The sequence below is a fragment of the Sporosarcina sp. Y1009 genome, assembly GCF_057669865.1.
The window spans coordinates 15,409-33,243 of sequence record NZ_JBYHFO010000017.1 but is presented as its reverse complement, the minus strand read 5'-3'; the positions used below and the strand labels follow the sequence as shown (position 1 = coordinate 33,243).

Annotated in this window: 22 protein-coding genes; 15 read left to right on the top strand and 7 right to left on the bottom strand. The window is 39.2% G+C overall.

Going from position 1 to position 17,835, the window contains the following annotated elements; translation table 11 throughout:
• The first annotated feature begins 108 nt into the window (after positions 1-108).
• From lipA to AC25Y1_RS16325, 4 genes are all read left to right on the top strand, one after another.
• Entirely contained in the window at positions 109-1,056 is a 948-nt protein-coding gene (gene lipA, locus AC25Y1_RS16340; protein WP_488149103.1) for a lipoyl synthase, read from the top strand.
• 18 nt (positions 1,057-1,074) lie between these two features.
• On the top strand, positions 1,075-1,365 hold the full coding sequence (locus AC25Y1_RS16335) for a YutD family protein (protein ID WP_488149066.1): 291 nt from the start codon (positions 1,075-1,077) through the stop codon (positions 1,363-1,365).
• Between the two features lie 121 nt (positions 1,366-1,486).
• Complete coding sequence (locus AC25Y1_RS16330) at positions 1,487-1,942, top strand: DUF86 domain-containing protein (protein ID WP_488149065.1); 456 nt, start codon at positions 1,487-1,489, stop codon at positions 1,940-1,942.
• The gene (locus AC25Y1_RS16325; RefSeq protein WP_488149064.1) at positions 1,939-2,703 is read left to right on the top strand and encodes a TIGR01457 family HAD-type hydrolase; all 765 of its coding nucleotides are present in this window, start codon (positions 1,939-1,941) and stop codon (positions 2,701-2,703) included. Before AC25Y1_RS16330 ends, AC25Y1_RS16325 begins: the two co-directional genes overlap by 4 nt.
• 57 nt (positions 2,704-2,760) lie before the next feature.
• Here AC25Y1_RS16325 and AC25Y1_RS16320 read toward each other — a convergent pair whose 3' ends face one another.
• The gene (locus AC25Y1_RS16320) at positions 2,761-2,997 is read right to left on the bottom strand and encodes a YuzB family protein (protein WP_488149063.1); all 237 of its coding nucleotides are present in this window, start codon (positions 2,995-2,997) and stop codon (positions 2,761-2,763) included.
• A gap of 137 nt (positions 2,998-3,134) precedes the next feature.
• Between AC25Y1_RS16320 and AC25Y1_RS16315 the strand changes: the two genes are divergently transcribed.
• Complete coding sequence (locus AC25Y1_RS16315; protein ID WP_488149062.1) at positions 3,135-4,202, top strand: NAD(P)/FAD-dependent oxidoreductase; 1,068 nt, start codon at positions 3,135-3,137, stop codon at positions 4,200-4,202.
• 437 nt (positions 4,203-4,639) lie between these two features.
• Here AC25Y1_RS16315 and AC25Y1_RS16310 read toward each other — a convergent pair whose 3' ends face one another.
• Positions 4,640-4,966, bottom strand: coding sequence for a YuzD family protein (locus tag AC25Y1_RS16310; protein WP_488149061.1), 327 nt, complete (start codon positions 4,964-4,966; stop codon positions 4,640-4,642).
• Between the two features lie 87 nt (positions 4,967-5,053).
• On the opposite strand from AC25Y1_RS16310, the gene AC25Y1_RS16305 reads away from it, so the two are divergent.
• The 4 genes from AC25Y1_RS16305 to AC25Y1_RS16290 all read left to right on the top strand — a co-directional run bounded on the left by AC25Y1_RS16305 (position 5,054) and on the right by AC25Y1_RS16290 (position 7,875).
• Positions 5,054-5,290 (top strand): NifU family protein, encoded by a 237-nt coding sequence (locus tag AC25Y1_RS16305; protein ID WP_488149060.1) that lies wholly within the window; start codon positions 5,054-5,056, stop codon positions 5,288-5,290.
• A 167-nt stretch (positions 5,291-5,457) separates the two neighbouring features.
• Positions 5,458-5,820: a HesB/IscA family protein gene (locus tag AC25Y1_RS16300; protein ID WP_488149059.1), complete on the top strand. Its 363-nt coding sequence runs from the start codon at positions 5,458-5,460 to the stop codon at positions 5,818-5,820.
• 298 nt (positions 5,821-6,118) lie between these two features.
• On the top strand, positions 6,119-7,330 hold the full coding sequence (locus AC25Y1_RS16295; RefSeq protein WP_488149058.1) for an NAD(P)/FAD-dependent oxidoreductase: 1,212 nt from the start codon (positions 6,119-6,121) through the stop codon (positions 7,328-7,330).
• Between the two features lie 185 nt (positions 7,331-7,515).
• Positions 7,516-7,875 carry a YuiB family protein gene (locus AC25Y1_RS16290; protein ID WP_488149102.1) on the top strand — a complete coding sequence of 120 codons (360 nt, stop codon included), beginning with the start codon at positions 7,516-7,518 and terminating at the stop codon, positions 7,873-7,875.
• A 49-nt stretch (positions 7,876-7,924) separates the two neighbouring features.
• Here AC25Y1_RS16290 and AC25Y1_RS16285 read toward each other — a convergent pair whose 3' ends face one another.
• Entirely contained in the window at positions 7,925-8,401 is a 477-nt protein-coding gene (locus AC25Y1_RS16285) for a divergent PAP2 family protein (RefSeq protein WP_488149057.1), read from the bottom strand.
• Between the two features lie 156 nt (positions 8,402-8,557).
• Here AC25Y1_RS16285 and AC25Y1_RS16280 point away from each other — a divergent pair, with 156 nt between their 5' ends.
• Entirely contained in the window at positions 8,558-10,069 is a 1,512-nt protein-coding gene (locus tag AC25Y1_RS16280; RefSeq protein ID WP_488149056.1) for a leucyl aminopeptidase, read from the top strand.
• A gap of 63 nt (positions 10,070-10,132) precedes the next feature.
• Positions 10,133-10,387: a hypothetical protein gene (locus AC25Y1_RS16275; RefSeq protein WP_488149055.1), complete on the top strand. Its 255-nt coding sequence runs from the start codon at positions 10,133-10,135 to the stop codon at positions 10,385-10,387.
• Positions 10,388-10,448: 61 nt separating this feature from the next.
• On the opposite strand, the gene AC25Y1_RS16270 is transcribed toward AC25Y1_RS16275, so the two are convergent.
• Together AC25Y1_RS16270 and AC25Y1_RS16265 are read right to left on the bottom strand one after the other, a co-directional pair.
• Positions 10,449-11,468, bottom strand: coding sequence for a DUF1646 family protein (locus AC25Y1_RS16270; protein ID WP_488149054.1), 1,020 nt, complete (start codon positions 11,466-11,468; stop codon positions 10,449-10,451).
• Between the two features lie 230 nt (positions 11,469-11,698).
• A complete protein-coding gene (locus AC25Y1_RS16265) occupies positions 11,699-12,937 on the bottom strand; it encodes an MFS transporter (protein WP_488149053.1) in 1,239 nt (412 codons plus the stop codon).
• A 127-nt stretch (positions 12,938-13,064) separates the two neighbouring features.
• On the opposite strand from AC25Y1_RS16265, the gene AC25Y1_RS16260 reads away from it, so the two are divergent.
• Genes AC25Y1_RS16260 through AC25Y1_RS16250 form a run of 3 tightly spaced genes read left to right on the top strand, consistent with a single transcriptional unit; the run spans position 13,065 to position 14,640 of the window.
• Entirely contained in the window at positions 13,065-13,781 is a 717-nt protein-coding gene (locus AC25Y1_RS16260; RefSeq protein WP_488149101.1) for a peptidylprolyl isomerase, read from the top strand.
• 12 nt (positions 13,782-13,793) lie between these two features.
• On the top strand, positions 13,794-14,381 hold the full coding sequence (locus AC25Y1_RS16255; RefSeq protein ID WP_488149052.1) for a peptidylprolyl isomerase: 588 nt from the start codon (positions 13,794-13,796) through the stop codon (positions 14,379-14,381).
• A gap of 40 nt (positions 14,382-14,421) precedes the next feature.
• Entirely contained in the window at positions 14,422-14,640 is a 219-nt protein-coding gene (locus tag AC25Y1_RS16250; RefSeq protein WP_488149051.1) for a hypothetical protein, read from the top strand.
• Between the two features lie 159 nt (positions 14,641-14,799).
• Here the strand turns inward: AC25Y1_RS16250 and AC25Y1_RS16245 are convergent, their stop codons facing one another.
• Positions 14,800-16,002: a MalY/PatB family protein gene (locus tag AC25Y1_RS16245; RefSeq protein WP_488149050.1), complete on the bottom strand. Its 1,203-nt coding sequence runs from the start codon at positions 16,000-16,002 to the stop codon at positions 14,800-14,802.
• An 86-nt stretch (positions 16,003-16,088) separates the two neighbouring features.
• Here AC25Y1_RS16245 and AC25Y1_RS16240 point away from each other — a divergent pair, with 86 nt between their 5' ends.
• On the top strand, positions 16,089-16,349 hold the full coding sequence (locus tag AC25Y1_RS16240) for a DUF1871 family protein (RefSeq protein WP_488149049.1): 261 nt from the start codon (positions 16,089-16,091) through the stop codon (positions 16,347-16,349).
• A 43-nt stretch (positions 16,350-16,392) separates the two neighbouring features.
• Here the strand turns inward: AC25Y1_RS16240 and AC25Y1_RS16235 are convergent, their stop codons facing one another.
• Positions 16,393-17,721: a sodium-dependent transporter gene (locus tag AC25Y1_RS16235; RefSeq protein WP_488149048.1), complete on the bottom strand. Its 1,329-nt coding sequence runs from the start codon at positions 17,719-17,721 to the stop codon at positions 16,393-16,395.
• Positions 17,722-17,835 lie beyond the last annotated feature (114 nt).

The window sequence follows — 17,835 nt, the reverse complement described above, 5'->3', positions numbered from 1 at the left end:
TAATTATGATAGTTGTTTGAGTAGTACAAATGTGATACATTTAAAATAGTCAATAAAATGTGCTAATTAAATGAATCCTTCATCTGAAATGTATAGAATGGAGTTGTAATCGTGACCTGTAAACCTGTACGCGGGAGAAAATCCGAGCATTTAAGAAAACCTGAATGGCTAAATATTAAACTAAATACCAATGAAAACTACAGAGGACTTAAGAAGTTAATGCGAGAACAAAATCTAAATACGGTTTGTGAAGAAGCCCGTTGTCCGAACATCCATGAATGTTGGGGAGAACGTCGCACGGCTACTTTCATGATTTTAGGAGCAACTTGCACACGTGCTTGTCGTTTCTGCGCAGTTAACACAGGACTTCCTAATGAGTTGGATCTTGCTGAACCAGAACGAGTTGCGGATTCAGTGCAACTGATGAATTTAAAACATGTTGTTGTCACAGCTGTTGCACGTGATGATCAAAAAGACGGCGGTTCTGCTGTTTTTGCTGAAACAATTCGTGCAATTCGCAGGAAGAACCCTTTCACAACAATCGAGGTTCTACCTTCAGATATGGGCGGCGTTTTTGAAAATCTAGAGCGACTGATGGATGCTAAACCAGATATATTAAACCATAATATTGAAACGGTACGCCGTTTAACACCTAGAGTTCGAGCGCGTGCAACCTATGATCGATCATTAGAATTACTAAGACGTGCGAATGAGTTGTACCCTGACATTCCAACGAAATCTTCATTAATGCTTGGTCTTGGAGAAACAAATGAAGAAATTCTTGAGACGATGGATGATTTAAGAGCAAATAATGTAGATATCATGACAATAGGTCAATACTTACAACCAACAAAGAAACATTTAGTTGTTCAAAAGTATTATACACCACAGGAATTTGGGAGATTAAGAAAAATTGCAATGTCAAAAGGTTTCTCACACTGTGAAGCTGGGCCGCTCGTTCGTTCTAGTTACCATGCAGATGAACAAGTGAACGCAGCAGCAAAAGAAAGACAGCGTTTAGGTGAAGAGACACTTGAAAAAGCACTGCAAAGCTGAGTGGCGGTGAATTGATAAATGATAACACTTGAAAATTGGGAATATGAAATCATCACAGATTTCCGAGATGGTTTTCAAGAAGAGGCTCTCTTAGCACGCTATAGTGAAGTGTTGCAAAAATATGATTACATACTTGGTGATTGGGGTTACGGTCAACTTCGGTTAAAAGGATTTTTTGAAGATCGAAATCAAAAAGCCACGTATGAAACGAAGATCAGTACCCTACAAGATTATCTTTATGAGTATTGTAATTTTGGTTGTGCACATTTTGTGCTGAAGAAAAAGAGTAAAGTTAAAAAAACAAATTAACTTTAATAAGTAAGAAGGCTTTTGTAGAGATCTTAATGGTTAATACAGAGGCTTTCTTTTTTGATGTCCGAATATGGTAGAATGGAATTAGAGATTGAATTAATTTGAGAGGGGTAATCGTATGTATTTTGTTGATCGAAAGTTGATTGAAAATAGATTGGCGCATATGGATGAATTATTGGGCCTATATAGTGAAGAAAAAGAATGGAGTGGGGATTTAATACACGCGCTTGCAGTTGCTCGTCTTAGTCATGTGGTAATAGAGTCTATTATCGATGTAGGGAACTCAATGATTGATGGATTTATCATGCGTGATCCTGGTGGTTATGATGATATTATCGACATTATGGAAGATGAGAAAGTCATCACGACGGAAATGTCTCAACCATTAAAAGAAGTTATTGCACTCCGCAAGATGATTGTAAGGGATTTTAGTAATGTCAATACCGCAGAAGTTGTAGATGTATTAAACGAATCAATGAATGCACTGTTAGAATTTCCAGTAAAAGTTCGGCATTATCTTGAACACGAGCTCGGCCCAGTATCTGCATTTTTACCAGTGGAGGAAAACAAATGAGAAAATATAATGTGGTATGTCTAGATTTAGACGGGACAGTTTATCATGGAACAGAACCGATCCCAGAAGCAGTATCTTTAATCTCAAGTTTACAGGAACAGGGAATCGAACCTTATTACATAACGAATAATTCATCAGCGACACCTGGGCAAGTTAAAGAAAAACTTGCTGCTTTTGGCGTGAAAACTCATGAAGAGAATATTGTTTCATCTGCCATCGTTGCTGCAAAATATTGCAAAGCACATTATGATGGCGCATCCATCCAGATTATTGGAGAAAAGGGCCTACATGATGCATTAGTATCGGAAGGTTTTAAAATCGTAAATGAAAAACCAGACGTTGTCATAGTAGGACTAGACCGTGAAGTGAATTACGCGAAATTTACGGATGTTGCTTTGGCGATACGTTCAGGTGCGAAGTTTATCGCAACGAATGCGGATAAAGCAATTCCTACAGAAAGAGGTCTGTTACCTGGAACAGGTTCTCTCGTCAAACTTGTGGAATATACAACGGGGGTTACACCCATTTACCTTGGAAAACCAGAACCACATATGTTAGCTTTTATTAGCGAAGAAAAAGGCTATCGTAAAGATGAAATGGTCATGGTTGGGGATAATTATGATACAGATATTTTAGCCGGAATCGATTACGGCATCGACACAGTTTTTGTGGAGGGCGGAATTTCTTCGAGAGAAGAAGTACTAAGTAAAGATAAAAAGCCGACATATCTTCTGAAATCACTTGCAGAATGGAATCTATAATAAAAAAACTTTCCGTTAATTACGGAAAGTTAACTGTTTTGGCGAACTTGAGTCCTTCTAAAAGAGCGGATTTTCTTCTATAAATTGATAGATACGCTCCGTCAGTTCCTCAGATGTATCGGCTTCTACAATTTCACCGTTGACCAATGCATAAAGCGATTCAGCGCATATTGTACAGTAGCTTAAACAACCATATTCGAGAACATCGAGGTTGGGATCTAGCTCTAGTTTTTCTAAAGTTTTATGTGAACCATTTGCAAGATTACTCATGCAAAATTCTACTATCGGATTCACGTAGATCACCTCACTATTAGGAATCCTACTACTTTATGGGACATTCGTCAATTTCTCTGCCTTATTGAGAAGCATGTCGTAAAATGCTATAATCAAAATGAGAAACCATCGGAAATTGGGTTACAAAGGAGAAAACTATGAGAAAACTTGTATTACTAGGTGCAGGATATGGTAATATGCGGATTTTATTACGTCTGTTAACAAAAGATTTACCGAACGATATTGAAATCACGCTTGTCGATCGTACGCCGTTTCACAGTTTGAAAACGGAGTTTTATGCACTAGCTGCTGGGACAGTATCAGATTCTGTTGTACGTGTACCCTTACCTGCTCACAATCAGTTAAAAGTCGTTGAAGGTGAGATTATTGAAATTTCTCCAGATGAAAAAAGTGTCTATCTGGATGATGGACAAACCATTACATACGATGAACTAGTGATTGGCCTCGGCTGTATGGATAACTATCATGATGTACCAGGTGCTGCAGAACATACATATAGTATCCAAACAATCGGCAAGTCGCGAATTACTTACGAAAAACTATTGGGTCTGGGTGGCGGAGCAACGGTTGGAATTATCGGTGCTGGCTTGAGTGGTATTGAACTCGCGAGTGAACTTCGTGAAAGTAGACCCGATTTAAAGATCAAGTTGTTTGACCGCAGTCCACGTATTTTAAGAGATTTCCCGGAACGTTTAAGTAATTATGTAAAAGGTTGGTTTGACGAACACGATGTAGATGTCGTCGCAGAGTCAAATATTACCGAAGTAGGTCCGGATGTCCTTTATAATCACGAAGAGACGATTCCAGTGGATGCAGTTGTTTGGACAGCTGGGATTCGCCCAGTTACTCCGGTTCAAAATATTAATACAGAAAAAGGTAATTCTGGTCGCTTAGCGTTAAATAAGTACCACCAATTACCAACTTATTCAGATGTTTATGTCGCTGGGGATTGCGCAGATTTACCTTACGCACCAAGTGCACAAGTCGCAGAAGAGCAAGCAGAACAAATTGTTAAAATCCTAAGACTGGTGTGGAATGAAGAACCACTTCCAGAAAAAATACCGGAAATTAAGTTAAAAGGATTCCTAGGTTCACTTGGAAAAAAACAAGGCTTCGCTTACCTTGCAGATCGCACCGTAACAGGTCGCATCGCACGATTACTAAAATCAGGCGTACTGTGGATGTACAAGCGTCATAATGGCTAAAAAAATAGAACGAAAAAAAGTATGAACGGGATTGGTACACTCCCTCCATACTTTTTTGTTACTGAAAGAAAGAATCGAAACTATTACGATTACTAGAACAACCCATTATTCAAGCAATACTTGTTATAGGATCCATTGATTTCACTGTATTAAGAAAGTTAGATCAGCTGCACTAATCTAGATAGAACTCTAATTTAGTAATCGTTATTAACTAAATCAAATTGCCGTTTCCATAATAGAAACGGCAATAATCTACAAAAAGAATCCAGCGTAGGCGCCTTGCCAGTGGTAGCCGGAGCGATAAGATTGGTAGTGATCTTCTACCAAGCTTATCGTGGGAGGCATCCACAAAGTGCGGAAAGATACAGTTCAATCTTTCCCTAGCGCCGCAGCGTATTTAATGAGAAACTCTAAGTTCGCTCTCAACGCTTTCTCAATTACAGAGCCTCATACCCATGCTTTTCTAGTGCATTAAAAACCGGTTTTAATTGGATATGACCTTCGCCGATCATCTCATCGTTAATCATAACGAGTGGATAGAAATATTCGTCATTGCGAACTTTTTCAGCCACTTCATTTTGACGATCATTCTCAATTGTAGAATCAATATCAATGTATTTGATATCAAAAGGTTGAGCAGGATATTTTCGACTAATTGCTGCTTCCAACCATTCATGTGTATCCTTTGAAGACGGGGCATTCACGCAACTTGCACAGAGTACATCGGCACCATAAATTTCAATCACTACATGATCTTTTTTCAATTTAAAAGCCTCCTTTCGTATACAAAGATGGATTTTTTCTGCTTTCCAGTTTATAATAATTATTATAAGGAAAGGGGACGATACAAAATGACTGATGCAATGTTAACAGAACCAGTTCAAGAAGTACTAAATAAATTGCGCCCATTTCTTCTTCGCGATGGAGGAGATTGTGAGCTTGTAGATGTTGAGGACGGAATTGTAAAACTTCGCCTTCTTGGTGCATGTGGTACATGTCCTAGTTCAACAATTACACTAAAAGCGGGTATTGAACGTGCGCTTCTTGAAGAAGTTCCAGGTGTAGTAGAAGTAGAACAAGTATTTTAATTACTGAAAAGGCCTAGATGATAGGCCTTTTTTTTTGAATAACAAATTTATTTAAGAACGCTACACCTTTATTATATCGCAACGAACCGTAAAATCGAGTTTTTTAATTGCATAGAATGCCAAAAGATTGTTACAATAGATATAAAGGATAGGGAAGGTGAACGTAAATGACTCAATTGGTTGAACTATCAGAAGCGGCAGCATACCGTGTTAAAGAAATGATGCGTCATAATGGGGAAGAAGGTTCATACCTCCGCGTTGCTATTAATGGCGGTGGGTGCAGTGGACTCACTTATGGTTTAGGATTTGAAAGAGAATTGACTGAACAGGATCAATTACTGGTGCAACATAAAATCGAAATGATTGTTGCCAATGATGATGTAGATATATTAAAAGGCACACAAATTGATTATAAAGAATCTTTGATGGGCGGGGGATTCACAATTAATAACCCGAATGCCATTTTATCTTGCGGTTGTGGAACTTCATTCAGAACGGCGACGAAGGTTGGAGCCCCAGCAGATTGTTAATAAAAACAACCTTAGAATATTAAAGAAATATTAGTTATGAGACCCTCCTATTAGTAGAATTGGAGGGTCAGTTTTTTGCTATGACTCAAAACTCTTCCCCAATTAGTATTTTCAAACCATTCCCAATTCACTTATTGTATTGAATTACTCATCCAAAAGGGCTAATATAGAGAGAGTTAGTTTGTTAAATTTGTTACTTCAACTCGGAATATGTTAATTCATTGTAGAACGATGTTCGTTCTTCGTATTCAATTCGCCTGTTCTGAGTAAAATAAAAGTAAAAGGTGGTTCGATCTTCGTGAAAAGACCGACAATATTAGTTTTAGGGGCAGGATACGGCGGTTTATCAACAGTTGTTAACTTGCAAAAATCATTGGGTGCAAATGATGCTAACATCGTTCTCATTAATAAAAATGAGTATCACTATGAATCTACTTGGCTTCATGAGGCATCTGCTGGAACATTATCTCCTGAACAAGTACGTTATGATATCAAAAGTGTAATTGCGACACATGTAGATTTTATACAAGCAACTGTTGAAGCCATCGACGTAAAAGGGAAAGTTGTAACGACAAATGTCGGAACACATACGTATGATTATATCGTTATTTCTCTTGGTTTCGAAGGTGAAACTTTCGGTATTCCTGGTCTTGATAAACATGCATTATCCATAGCTAATGTTAAAGCAGCACGTCAGATCCGCGAACATATTGAATATCAATTCGCAACGTGGTCGCTCGAAGAAGAGAAAGACGATAGCCGTCTAACGATTATTGTCGGTGGAGCTGGATTCACGGGAATTGAATTTTTAGGTGAACTTGGTAATCGCGTTCCGGAACTTTGTAAAGAATTTGACGTTCCCTTTGAAAAAGTACGTGTTCTTTGTGTTGAGGCGGCACCAATGGTTCTTCCAGGATTCGACGAAGACCTTGTGAACTATGCAGTTAGCCAACTCGAATCAAAAGGCATTGAGTTTTCAATTGGCACACCGGTTGTCGAAGCGACTGAAGAAGGCGTGAAGATAAAAACTGGTGATGATGAGTTTGAATTCATCAAAGCAGGTACTGTTGTATGGGCTGCCGGAATTCGCGGTAACCGTCTAATTGAAGAGACAGGTATTGAAAATATGCGTGCTCGTGTTAAAGTTGATAAAGATCTTCGCGCACCTGGCCATGCTGACGTATTTATCGTCGGAGATTGTGCATTGATGATCAACGAAGAAATCAATCGTCCATATCCACCTACAGCTCAAATTGCTATGCAACAAGGTGATATGTGTGCGAACAATATTGTTGCGCTTATAAAAGGACAACCAACTGAAGACTTTACACCGGATATAAAAGGTAGTATTTGTTCACTTGGTAGTGATGATGGAATTGGTGTTGCATTTGGCAAGAAATTAACAGGTAAAAAAGCTTCTTTGATGAAAAAAGTCGTAGATAATCGCTCGCTATTCCTTATTGGCGGAGTCGGATTAACGCTTAAAAAAGGTAAATTTAATATATTGTAATATAAATATTAAAAGCATCTATCCGTAAATTCGATTACGGATAGATGCTTTTTTGTTATGTGTAAATTAGTTCCAGCTTAATTTGCAAATCTGACAAATTATCGAACTAGTGGCATTCTGTTGAATGCTTTCAGTAATTCATGTAAAATTATGAATGGAAATTGGAGGTTATACGAATGACTCTTATGAATGCTTTAGCAATCGCAGCGGTCTCGCCACAAGGATCGATTTCACTTGTACATGTTGTGTTATCCGTACTCATTTTTATCGTTATCTTTTTTGGTATCGGTTTTTTATTGAATATGTTACTTCGAATGACATGGTTAATGGCGATTATTTACCCGATTATCGTTATTTTGATCATTGATGAAGTGAAAATATACGAATATATAACGAAACCAGCATATGCCTTTAAACTTTTGGGCGTTAAATTTATGGCACTTCAAACAGCGGATATTATCATACTTGCCAGTGGTCTTGTCGGCGCAATTATCTCTGGATTTGTCATGAAACTACTCCGGAAACAAGGCTATCAAATGTTTTAATTGGAAAAAGAGAGGATAAGCAAATTTTTGCTTATCCTCTCTTTTTGATTTAAACGAAATAAGTATAGATGACAACCGAAATGATAATTCCAGTGACAGCCCCGGCAAATACTTCACTTGGTTTATGGCCGAGTAGTGTTTTTAACTCCTTGATTTTTTGTTCCTCATCTTTTTTCTGCCAACCTTTTGCTTCTTGTACGAAAGTTTGAAAGTCTATACGCATTTGGTTAATAATCAGTGCTTGCTGCCCCGCTTGAAAACGAACCCCAGAGGCGTCAAACATGACGATGACCGCGAAAATTGCGGAGACGGCGAAGAGAGGTGAATCGACTCCCGTTTCAAATGCAATGGCCGTTGTAAGAGATGTCACCGCGGCTGAATGAGAACTCGGCATTCCACCAGTAGAAGTGAACAGTTTCCAGTCAAGTTTTCGAGTAATCATAAATTTAATGGGGATTTTTATAAACTGTGCAAAAATAATACCGAATAATGCCGCAAGTAATGGAACATTTTGTAAGATAGCCATAGGGTTTTACAACTCTTTTCTACAATGAATAATTATTGCAATTATAACATATCGAAACTGAGAAGAAACAAAAATCACAAAAAAGTGAAAGTTCATTTCAAACAAATGGAATTATGGTCTATAATTAAATCTGACATAACAACTAGGGGGATTTTAATGGAGATTAAAATAGTCGAACAAGATTTTAGCAAAGTTGAAACAGATGTACTTATTATTGGTGTACCCGAACATCCCGAAAATACACAAGGATGGAATGATTTTGTTTCATCTTTTAGTGACCGATTACCAGAATGGGTTAAATCGGGTGATGTTAAAACTGATTATAAAGAAATTGTTAAGCTGCCAGCCATTCATGAGAGTGGTTTCAAACGTGTCTTATTCATCGGCCTTGGCAGGAAAAACAAATTGACTGATGATCGATTGCGTTCAGTGTTTGCAGCTGTTGGTAAAGAACTTTCTAATATGAAAGCTACTTCAATTGCTATATGGACGACACCGTTTACCAATGAAAAAATAACGGCCGAGGATGCTGTCTATATTGCTGCGGAAGGTCTTGGCTTAGGTGTATATACGTTTGCAAGTTATAAAACAAATTCCAATGAACGTGATTACTCAATTGAAGAGGTGTCATTTCTAGCAGATGCCGATGTGGACGAGCTAAAAGCTGCGTTTGAAGTAGGCAGTATCCATGCAGACGCAGTGAATGCGGCACGAAATCTTGTGAATATGCCACCAAATATTTTAACAGCGACTGAAATGGCCAACTATGCGCACCGTCTAGCAGAAAAATATAACTTTGAAATTGAAGTTTTAGGTAAAAAAGAAATGGAAGAACAGGGAATGGGCGCAATCCTTGCGGTGAATAAAGGATCTGTTGAAGAACCGAAACTGATTGTTTTAAAATATGCGGCGACCGATACTTGGGAAGACGTTGTTGGACTCGTTGGAAAAGGCGTAACGTATGATACAGGCGGATATTCACTGAAACCGCGTGATGGTATGGTTGGGATGAAAGGTGATATGGGCGGAGCTGCAGCTGTTCTCGGGGCGATGCAAATCATTGGAGAAACACGTCCTGCAAAAAACGTCATCGCTGTGATTGCTGCAACAGACAATATGGTGTCGGGTGACGCCTTTAAACCAGATGACGTCATTACTTCATTAAGCGGGAAAACAATTGAAGTGTTAAATACAGATGCGGAAGGTCGTCTTGTACTTGCAGATGCGGTCACTTATGCGAAGCAATCTGGTGCAGACTATTTAATCGACGTAGCCACGCTCACAGGCGGCGTCATTGTAGCTTTGGGTATGGATAAGACGGGAGCGCTTACAAACGATGAGGCGTTCTTTGAAGAGTTCATGTATGCAGCTACAGAAACAGGTGAATTTGTCTGGCGGCTTCCATTGACGGAAAGCGATAAGAAACGCCTTCGAAAAAGCGATGTGGCTGATTTAAACAACTCGCCTGGGCGAGATGGTCATATGATTTTCGGTGGTGGCTTTATCGGCGAATTTGTCGGTGATACACCCTGGATTCACTTAGATATTGCGGGTACTTCGGGCGCAAGTGGTGCTCATGATTTAGGTCCTAAAGGAGCAACTGGCGTTATGGTACGAACACTAGCAACGGTTGTTGAACGAATGGCAAGTGACAATGTAGACAACTGATAGGCAGCTGCCCTCTTTCTCATGAACAGTTTGAATAGGATAAGTGAGAAGGGGGAAGAAAAATTGCCTAGAGGTTATCAAGGCCAAAGAGGTCATCGTGGATATAGACGTGATGATTACAGAGGCGGCGGATTTGGAAGCGGATTTGGATTTGGCGGACCTTTTATCGGTGGATTAGCCGGTGGTTTACTGGGAAGCGTCTTGTTTGATGGATTCGACGGAGGCTATCCTCCACCTTATTATGGCGGCTACCCGCCGTATGGCGCTTACCCATACTACTATGGGTACCCACCGTACGATTATTATCGCCCGTATTAACAGGATAAAAAAACGCATGGATCCCATTACTGGATTCCATGCGTTATTTTTTTGTCCTGAATTAATGTAGTGTAATAATTACGATGAAATATACGACCATTGATATCAAGCCGATTGGAACACCTAAACGTGCCCATTCTTTACTTGTAATATTCATTTTACCAGCTGCGATAATGTTCGGGATATTCCCAGGAATTAACATTCCACCACTGACTAGAAGTCCAAGTAAAATGGCTTTAATGGTTTGTGAATCCATAGCAGGACTAATTTCTGCAGCAGCTAATGTAGCATTATCCAAAATTGCAGAAATCATGTTTATCCAATACAGCACTAATGGATTGAGATCGAGTAGGAACTTTTCAATAAATGGTTGGAAACCTGTACCAAGAAACGTTAAAGCCATAACAAATAAATAAATTTTAGCACTACGGATAATGATTTCCGCGTAAGATTCAGTTTCCTGATCCGCAGATTGATCAATTGAATTTAATTGTGGTGGTTTAACCATAAATGCTGCAATAATCCCGTAAATAACTACGCCGGGGATAACATCTGCGCCAAGTAGTTTAAACAAGTACCAAAATTCTTCGTTCAATTGACTTGTAGCGATTGTGGATAGTGGTTCACCGATTGGCGTTAAAACAGCTCCAAGTCCAATCGAGTAACAAGCGAGAATGACAAGACGTATCGCAGACTTTCTATCTAGTTTTAGAACGCTGATAACAGCAACAAGAACAATTGCAGCAATAATTGCTGTAATAATACTCGAAATAAGTCCTAAAATGATTACGAACAGCGCGACAAACACACGAAATGGCATTGCTTTACTAACGCTAATGATTCCTTTTTCCATTGGATTCTGGAGCCATCTAAACAAGAGGCCAGCTACAAGCACTGCTAATGTTATGTAAATCGGATCTTTAAGCGCTTTCATGAGAAGGTCAAAATCTAACGCCTGACTAATAAGTACTGCGGCAACCCCCATGACAAATAGAAATACCTCCAAGTTTTTTTCGACAATTTTCACTGTGAAGGGCAAAAATAATACGAGAATAAGTATTGCGGTTAATCCTAAAATCATTGTTTTATAGCTCCTTTTCCACCATTTAAGGTATGTATTCTAAGTATAATCAAAAAAACATGAAAAAAGTCTATCACTAATGGGCATACTTATCCCTTGGTGACAGACTCCTCCATTTCGTGCCGTTTATTTGATTGTGATTAGTATAGCACGCCCTCGGAAGATTGTAAAATGAAATTTTCGCCAATTGCTAAATTTCAACTAGTAGAGATTACTGATTTTATAGTTGGTTATTTATGCGCTATTTCATGTTGATTTTCTTCAATTAAAAACTCTTCGAAATCCTGTGCAGGTTTTCGCTTCGCAAGAAAAAGAACAGCAAACCCAATCAAGAATAATGAGGACGTGACGATGAAGACTGAGGAGATGCCGATAAATCCACTGACAATTCCACCGAACATAGGGCCAATAATATTTCCTAAGAATCTAAAACTTGTATTGTAACCCATCATTTCTCCTTGAATATCAATTGGCGCTTCTCGCCTAATGAGTGCGGTTGTAATTGGAATCATTCCCCCAACAGCAATTCCAAACAACAATCGACAAACCATGAGTTGCCATAATTCGGTTACAAATGCCTGTGGGATGACAAATACGAAGGACAGCAGTAAGAGGATAGATAGTATTTTCTCATAACCTAAATCATCGCCCATTTTACCCCATTGTCTCGCAAACAATAAGTTACCAAGCCCGGCTGCACTAAACGTGATCCCGGCTAAAAAAGCAACATCTTTTGCATTCGTCAATTCGGCAACATAAAGCGAAAGAAGCGGTTGAATACTAAAATTAGCGATTTGGATGATGGTTGTGACCAGCATGACCGTTAACATCAGTCGATGACGTAAAACGCCGCCCAATATTGCTTTTCGGGTGTAGATAATTGCACGTTTACTTTTCACCCTAATTTGTTCCTTTATCCCGAATAACACGATGATCGTGGCGGTGCTAATCGAGACGGCTGTGATGATGAAAGTGTATTGGAAACCGAAAGCATCTGCCATTAATCCGCCAAGCATTGGCCCGAAAAGCATCCCTGAGACACTACCCATTTGAAGCGTGCCTAGCATTTTTCCAGCATCTTTTCTTGCAGTTTGCGAAGAGATAAATGCTAAAGAAGTAGGGATGAATCCAGTAACGATTCCCATCACAAGTCTTAAGATGAAAAACGTTTCCACAGACTGTACGAAACTCATAAGGAAAATTGATGTTGCGATACCAAATCCATTGATAATTAAAATCGGTTTAAAACCATATTTATCAGCAATTCTTCCCCAAATAGGTGACATAATAAAAGCAGTAATAAATGTAGCACCAAAAATCAAGCCTGACCATTTTTGTACATAAGCAGCGGAGTGATCGCCAAATGTGTCGATATATAGAGAGAGGAACGGCATAATCATCGTCGTTGTACCTGCAACGAGGAAGTTACATATCCACATAATGATGAAATTTCTTTTAAGAACATCCATGAAACTAAACCTTCTTTCGTAAAACCCATTCTACCTCAGTATAAAACATTTCGGGAATCGAAGAAAGTAACGTGCTTTATAATCGAAATCTGAAAGTGAATATGGTAGAGTAAATATGGTGATGACTATGAGAAAAATTCCTTTACTTCTACTAACAGGCTTATTACTTGTCATCCTTTCCGCATGCGGTAAAGGAACAGATGAAGAGCCAAAAGAAGTCAATGGTACGAAGGATTCCGGAGAGAACTTAACCGACTACCCACAATTATCAACTGAAGTTGCTGATAATGAGGAAGTTGTTGTGATAAACACGACACTTGGTTCGATTAAAATTAAACTCTTTCCCGAAATTGCTCCAAAAACAGTTGAAAACTTCTTGACGCATGCAAAAGATGGCTATTATGATGGTGTTATTTTCCACCGGGTAATGGAAGAATTCATGATTCAAGGCGGCGATCCATCAGGAACAGGTGCAGGTGGAGAAAGTATTTACGGAGATTCATTTGAAGATGAGTTTTCAGATTCAGTGTTTCATTTCCGCGGAGCGCTATCAATGGCGAATGCTGGACCGAACACGAACGGAAGTCAGTTTTTCATTGTCCAGAAGACTGGAGTAGATGACGCTGCACTCAATCAGGACAAAGAGTTGGTTTATACTGATGAAATTCTACAAGCCTATGAAGAAATGGGTGGAACACCACATCTTGACCACGGCCACACCGTATTTGGTCAAGTGATCGAAGGAATGGACACAGTAGATAAAATTGCAAAAGCAGAAGCTAATGAAACAAGACCGATTGAAGAAATAATTATCGAATCAATCGAGATTCTAACGGAAAAATAGGAGGCAGGTAACATGTATCCACAATTAACAAACGAAGTTGCGGCAAACGAGGCACTCGTAGTAATGAACACAACACTTGGTCCAATCAAAATCAAATTATTTCCAGAGGCTGCGCCAAAAACGGTTGAAAACTTTTTAACGCATGCTGAGAACGGCTATTATAACGGTATTATTTTCCACCGTGTCATTGAAGATTTCATGATTCAAGGTGGCGACCCAACTGGAACTGGTATGGGTGGAGAAAGTATTTGGGGCCATTCATTTGAAGATGAATTCTCAATGAATCTATTCAACCTCAAAGGTGCGCTTTCAATGGCAAATGCCGGACCAGGTACAAATGGAAGTCAATTTTTCATCGTACATGCATCAGATGTTCCGAGCTCAGCTGATCAAATGAAAAAAGGCGGATGGCCGGATGAAATCGCTGTCGCTTATGCAGAACAAGGTGGAACACCACATCTTGACCAAAAACATACAGTCTTCGGACAAGTTGTTGAAGGCATGGATGTTGTAGATAAAATTGCAAAAGTGAAAAAGGGCAGACAAGATAAGCCGGTTGAAGACATTGCTATTGAATCAATTGAAATCCTTCAAAAGTAAACAGACCTGTGAAATAAATCAGATAAGGAAGTGTACGTAAATGAACGCTCTATTAATGCCGTTCCTTTACTTTCCGGAAGATAAAGTAGAATATGTACCAGCCGCATTATCCTTTTTGTTTTTCATGATTTTATTAGTCATTACCTTCAACTGGATTCGTCGACATTCCAAGAAGGAAGAAGAAAAGACAAGAGAACTTGAAGAAAGAATTATGCGCGAACGTCGTGAAGAAAAAGAAAATGAAACCCTTCAAAATTGAGGGGTTTCATTTTTTTTACATCCAGCTACAGCGCCTAGCCCCTCGAGTCGCTTCAGACTTTAAGATAAAGGCAAAGAGCGCCTTTATTTAAAGTCCTCCAGCAGGGAAAAATTGAACCGCATTTTTCATACTTGTCGGGGCTGACGGGGAAGGATTGAACTACATCCTTCCTTGGCGCTTGCACTTTTGTTCAGATAATGCAGTGATGATTCGTTGGACGCCGTCTTTCACCGTAGCAAAAGGACAAGCAACGTTCATGCGCAGAAAACCATTTCCGGATTCTCCGTATTTAGATCCTGGTTCAAGAGCAATTTTTCCGGTGTATAATAGTTTGTCCATCATTTCTTTTTCAGAAAGTCCTGTATTGCGATAGTCAATCCACAACAAGTATGTGCTTTGCGGTTTGTTTATTTTAATGTCGGGTAATACTTCTGCTAATTCCGAAATGACATAATCCATATTAGCTGAAACAATTTCTAGTAGCTCAGAAAGCCATGGTCCACCTTGTGTATAGGCAGATTTAACGGCAGCTGCTGCAAAAGGACTGAGAGACATCTGTCCGTGTGCCAACGCATTTTGTTCGAGTTTTGCTCGAACTTCAGAATCACTCGCAATCATGATTGCCGCTTGTACACCTGCCAAGTTGAAGGTCTTCGTTGGCGCAACACATGTAATAATTCGGTGTGCTTCATCATCAGCAATTGCAGCTAATGGGATATGCTGATGTTCAGAAAAAACAAGATCAGCATGAATTTCATCAGATAATATTAAGACATCGTACTTTGTACATAATTCAATCATTTTTTGTAGTTCTGTCTTTGTCCAAACAATCCCGCCAGGATTATGTGGATTACAAAGTATAAACAACTTCACATTTTTTTGAAGTGCTTTTTCAAATTCAACAAAATCAATCGAATACTGCCGATCTTTCTCGGTCATCACGCATTCAACAATGGTGCGCTCCATACGCTCGGGAACTTGAAAAAATGGCGGATAGACAGGCGGCGTGATGAGAATACCATCGCCAGTTTCGGTAAATGTTTCAATTACCGTCGCAATCGCTGGAACAACCCCGTGGTGGAATAACATCCAGTCATTTTGTGTATGCCATGAATGTCGTTGTTCGAGCCATACGCGAATCCCATCTTTACATTCATCACATATGTATGAATAGCCAAAGACACCGTGATCAAGCACTTCTTGCATGGCATTAATGACAACATCCGGCGCAGCAAAGTCCATATCTGCAATCCACATTGGTAAAACATCAGAACCATCTTCTATCCCATAAAACGATTCTAGTCGATCCCATTTAATAGAACGCGTTTCACGTCGATTGATTACTTTTTCGAAAATACTCATACGGCTACTCAGACTCCTCCTGTTTTTCTTTTATCATTCCTATGCTATCATATTAACTATCCAAAAAAAAATAAGGTGAATGAATTATGGAAACAATCGATATCAATAAAAAGGCAATAATTCTAATGGAACAGTGGGACCCATTTGACCAAGGTGAAAAAGCATATGAACTTGAAATCGTGGATGTCCTAACTGAACTGCATCGTCTTGACCATCCCGCAGATCTCGCGAAAAAAATTCGGGAAATTTACGAACATTCCTATGCAATATGGATCCCTATCGAAAAGTGTGTTCAGATTTCCTATAAGCTTTTAGCAATAAAATTCGAAGCGAAATGCATCGTTTGAAATAAAAACAACCTATGGATGTTAAATCCATAGGTTGTTTTAATTAAGATGAAATTTCAAAAATCCATGCGACTAGGATAATGATGATTGCCGCTGGTGCTGCAAACCTCACCAGAAACTTCCAAATCCCATGTATCGCCGGATGAGTATTGAGTTCATCAACTGTTTGTTTTTTCGTTAAGACAAATCCGGCAAATATCGAAATCAATAGGGCGCCAATCGGCATCCCGATTCGACTTGTTAATAAATCTGCAAAATCGAAAATTGAACTACCGAATATCTTTACATCAGATAATACGCCAAAAGATAAAGCACTTGGGATTCCAATGATGAAAATAAGTGATCCCAAAATCCAAGCAGCACGTTTTCTACGCTCTGTGCGCTGACGAATCCCTGTTGATACAACAATTTCCAACATTGAAATAGAAGAAGTCAAAGTTGCAAAGAGCATTAATACAAAGAAGATAATCATAAACAGATTCCCAAAGGGGATTTGTTCAAAAATAGCCGGTAAAACGACAAAGATAAGACCAGGTCCTTCAGTAGGGGATTGTCCGAGCGCAAAGACTGCTGGAAAAATAACAAGCCCCGCTAAAATTGAAATCACAATGTTCAAGATGGAAACATTCACTGCGGATTGTCCAAGCTGCTCATCTTTTGATAAGTAAGAAGCATATGTCAACATACCAGTCACACCTACGCTAAGGGAGAAAAATGCTTGTCCCAGCGCAAGGATAAAGGTTTCGCCTGTTAGTAAAGACCAATCCGGAACAAATAAGAACTTTACACCTTCCATCGCACCATCTAGCGTTAATGATCGAATGGCAAGGATGATAAAAAAGATAAACAGTAGCGGCATCATCCATCGACTCGCTCGTTCAATCCCCGCTTTAATCCCACCTTGTACAATCCAAATGGTGAGTAGCATAAAGACCGCTTGTGAAAGTAAAATTTCCATGGGGTTCGCCGTAATGGAATCGAATACCAAACTATAATCCAAACCATTGAGTTTGAAAATAACTGCCCGGGCTAAATAAGACAAAATCCAACCGCCAACAACACTATAAAAAGATAATACGATAAATCCAAAAGCAAAACCGAGCCAACCAATCCAATTCCATTTACTGCCGGGAGCCAATCGTTTAAATGCAGTGACGGCATCGGATTGTCCCATCCGGCCTATAACAAACTCTGCCAGAAGGATAGGGAGTCCAATTGCAATCGTACTAATAATAAATAGCAGAACAAACACACTACCACCATTTGTTCCCGCCATATAAGGAAATTTCCATATTGCACCGAGCCCAATTGCACTACCCGCTGCGGCAAGGATAAAACCAATTTTAGATGTCCACTGTTCACGTGGCGCCATAATTCATCACTCTTTCTATTTACAAACATTTTCTCATTGTACATGAAATTTACAAAGAATACATCGGAAGTGAAACAAATCCTATAAAAGTGTCGTATCACATACATAAGAAGA

Coding starts and splice junctions, on each gene's coding strand:
- AC25Y1_RS16240 (WP_488149049.1), top strand. CDS start 16,089: ATGGAAACAATCGATATCAATAAAAAGGCAATAATTCTAATGGAACAG.
- AC25Y1_RS16245 (WP_488149050.1), bottom strand. CDS start 16,002: ATGAGTATTTTCGAAAAAGTAATCAATCGACGTGAAACGCGTTCTATT.
- AC25Y1_RS16265 (WP_488149053.1), bottom strand. CDS start 12,937: ATGGATGTTCTTAAAAGAAATTTCATCATTATGTGGATATGTAACTTC.
- AC25Y1_RS16300 (WP_488149059.1), top strand. CDS start 5,458: ATGACTCAATTGGTTGAACTATCAGAAGCGGCAGCATACCGTGTTAAA.
- AC25Y1_RS16280 (WP_488149056.1), top strand. CDS start 8,558: ATGGAGATTAAAATAGTCGAACAAGATTTTAGCAAAGTTGAAACAGAT.
- AC25Y1_RS16285 (WP_488149057.1), bottom strand. CDS start 8,401: ATGGCTATCTTACAAAATGTTCCATTACTTGCGGCATTATTCGGTATT.
- AC25Y1_RS16290 (WP_488149102.1), top strand. CDS start 7,516: ATGAATGCTTTAGCAATCGCAGCGGTCTCGCCACAAGGATCGATTTCA.
- AC25Y1_RS16315 (WP_488149062.1), top strand. CDS start 3,135: ATGAGAAAACTTGTATTACTAGGTGCAGGATATGGTAATATGCGGATT.
- AC25Y1_RS16325 (WP_488149064.1), top strand. CDS start 1,939: ATGAGAAAATATAATGTGGTATGTCTAGATTTAGACGGGACAGTTTAT.
- AC25Y1_RS16330 (WP_488149065.1), top strand. CDS start 1,487: ATGTATTTTGTTGATCGAAAGTTGATTGAAAATAGATTGGCGCATATG.
- AC25Y1_RS16235 (WP_488149048.1), bottom strand. CDS start 17,721: ATGGCGCCACGTGAACAGTGGACATCTAAAATTGGTTTTATCCTTGCC.
- AC25Y1_RS16250 (WP_488149051.1), top strand. CDS start 14,422: ATGAACGCTCTATTAATGCCGTTCCTTTACTTTCCGGAAGATAAAGTA.
- AC25Y1_RS16260 (WP_488149101.1), top strand. CDS start 13,065: ATGAGAAAAATTCCTTTACTTCTACTAACAGGCTTATTACTTGTCATC.
- AC25Y1_RS16335 (WP_488149066.1), top strand. CDS start 1,075: ATGATAACACTTGAAAATTGGGAATATGAAATCATCACAGATTTCCGA.
- AC25Y1_RS16255 (WP_488149052.1), top strand. CDS start 13,794: ATGTATCCACAATTAACAAACGAAGTTGCGGCAAACGAGGCACTCGTA.
- AC25Y1_RS16270 (WP_488149054.1), bottom strand. CDS start 11,468: ATGATTTTAGGATTAACCGCAATACTTATTCTCGTATTATTTTTGCCC.
- AC25Y1_RS16305 (WP_488149060.1), top strand. CDS start 5,054: ATGACTGATGCAATGTTAACAGAACCAGTTCAAGAAGTACTAAATAAA.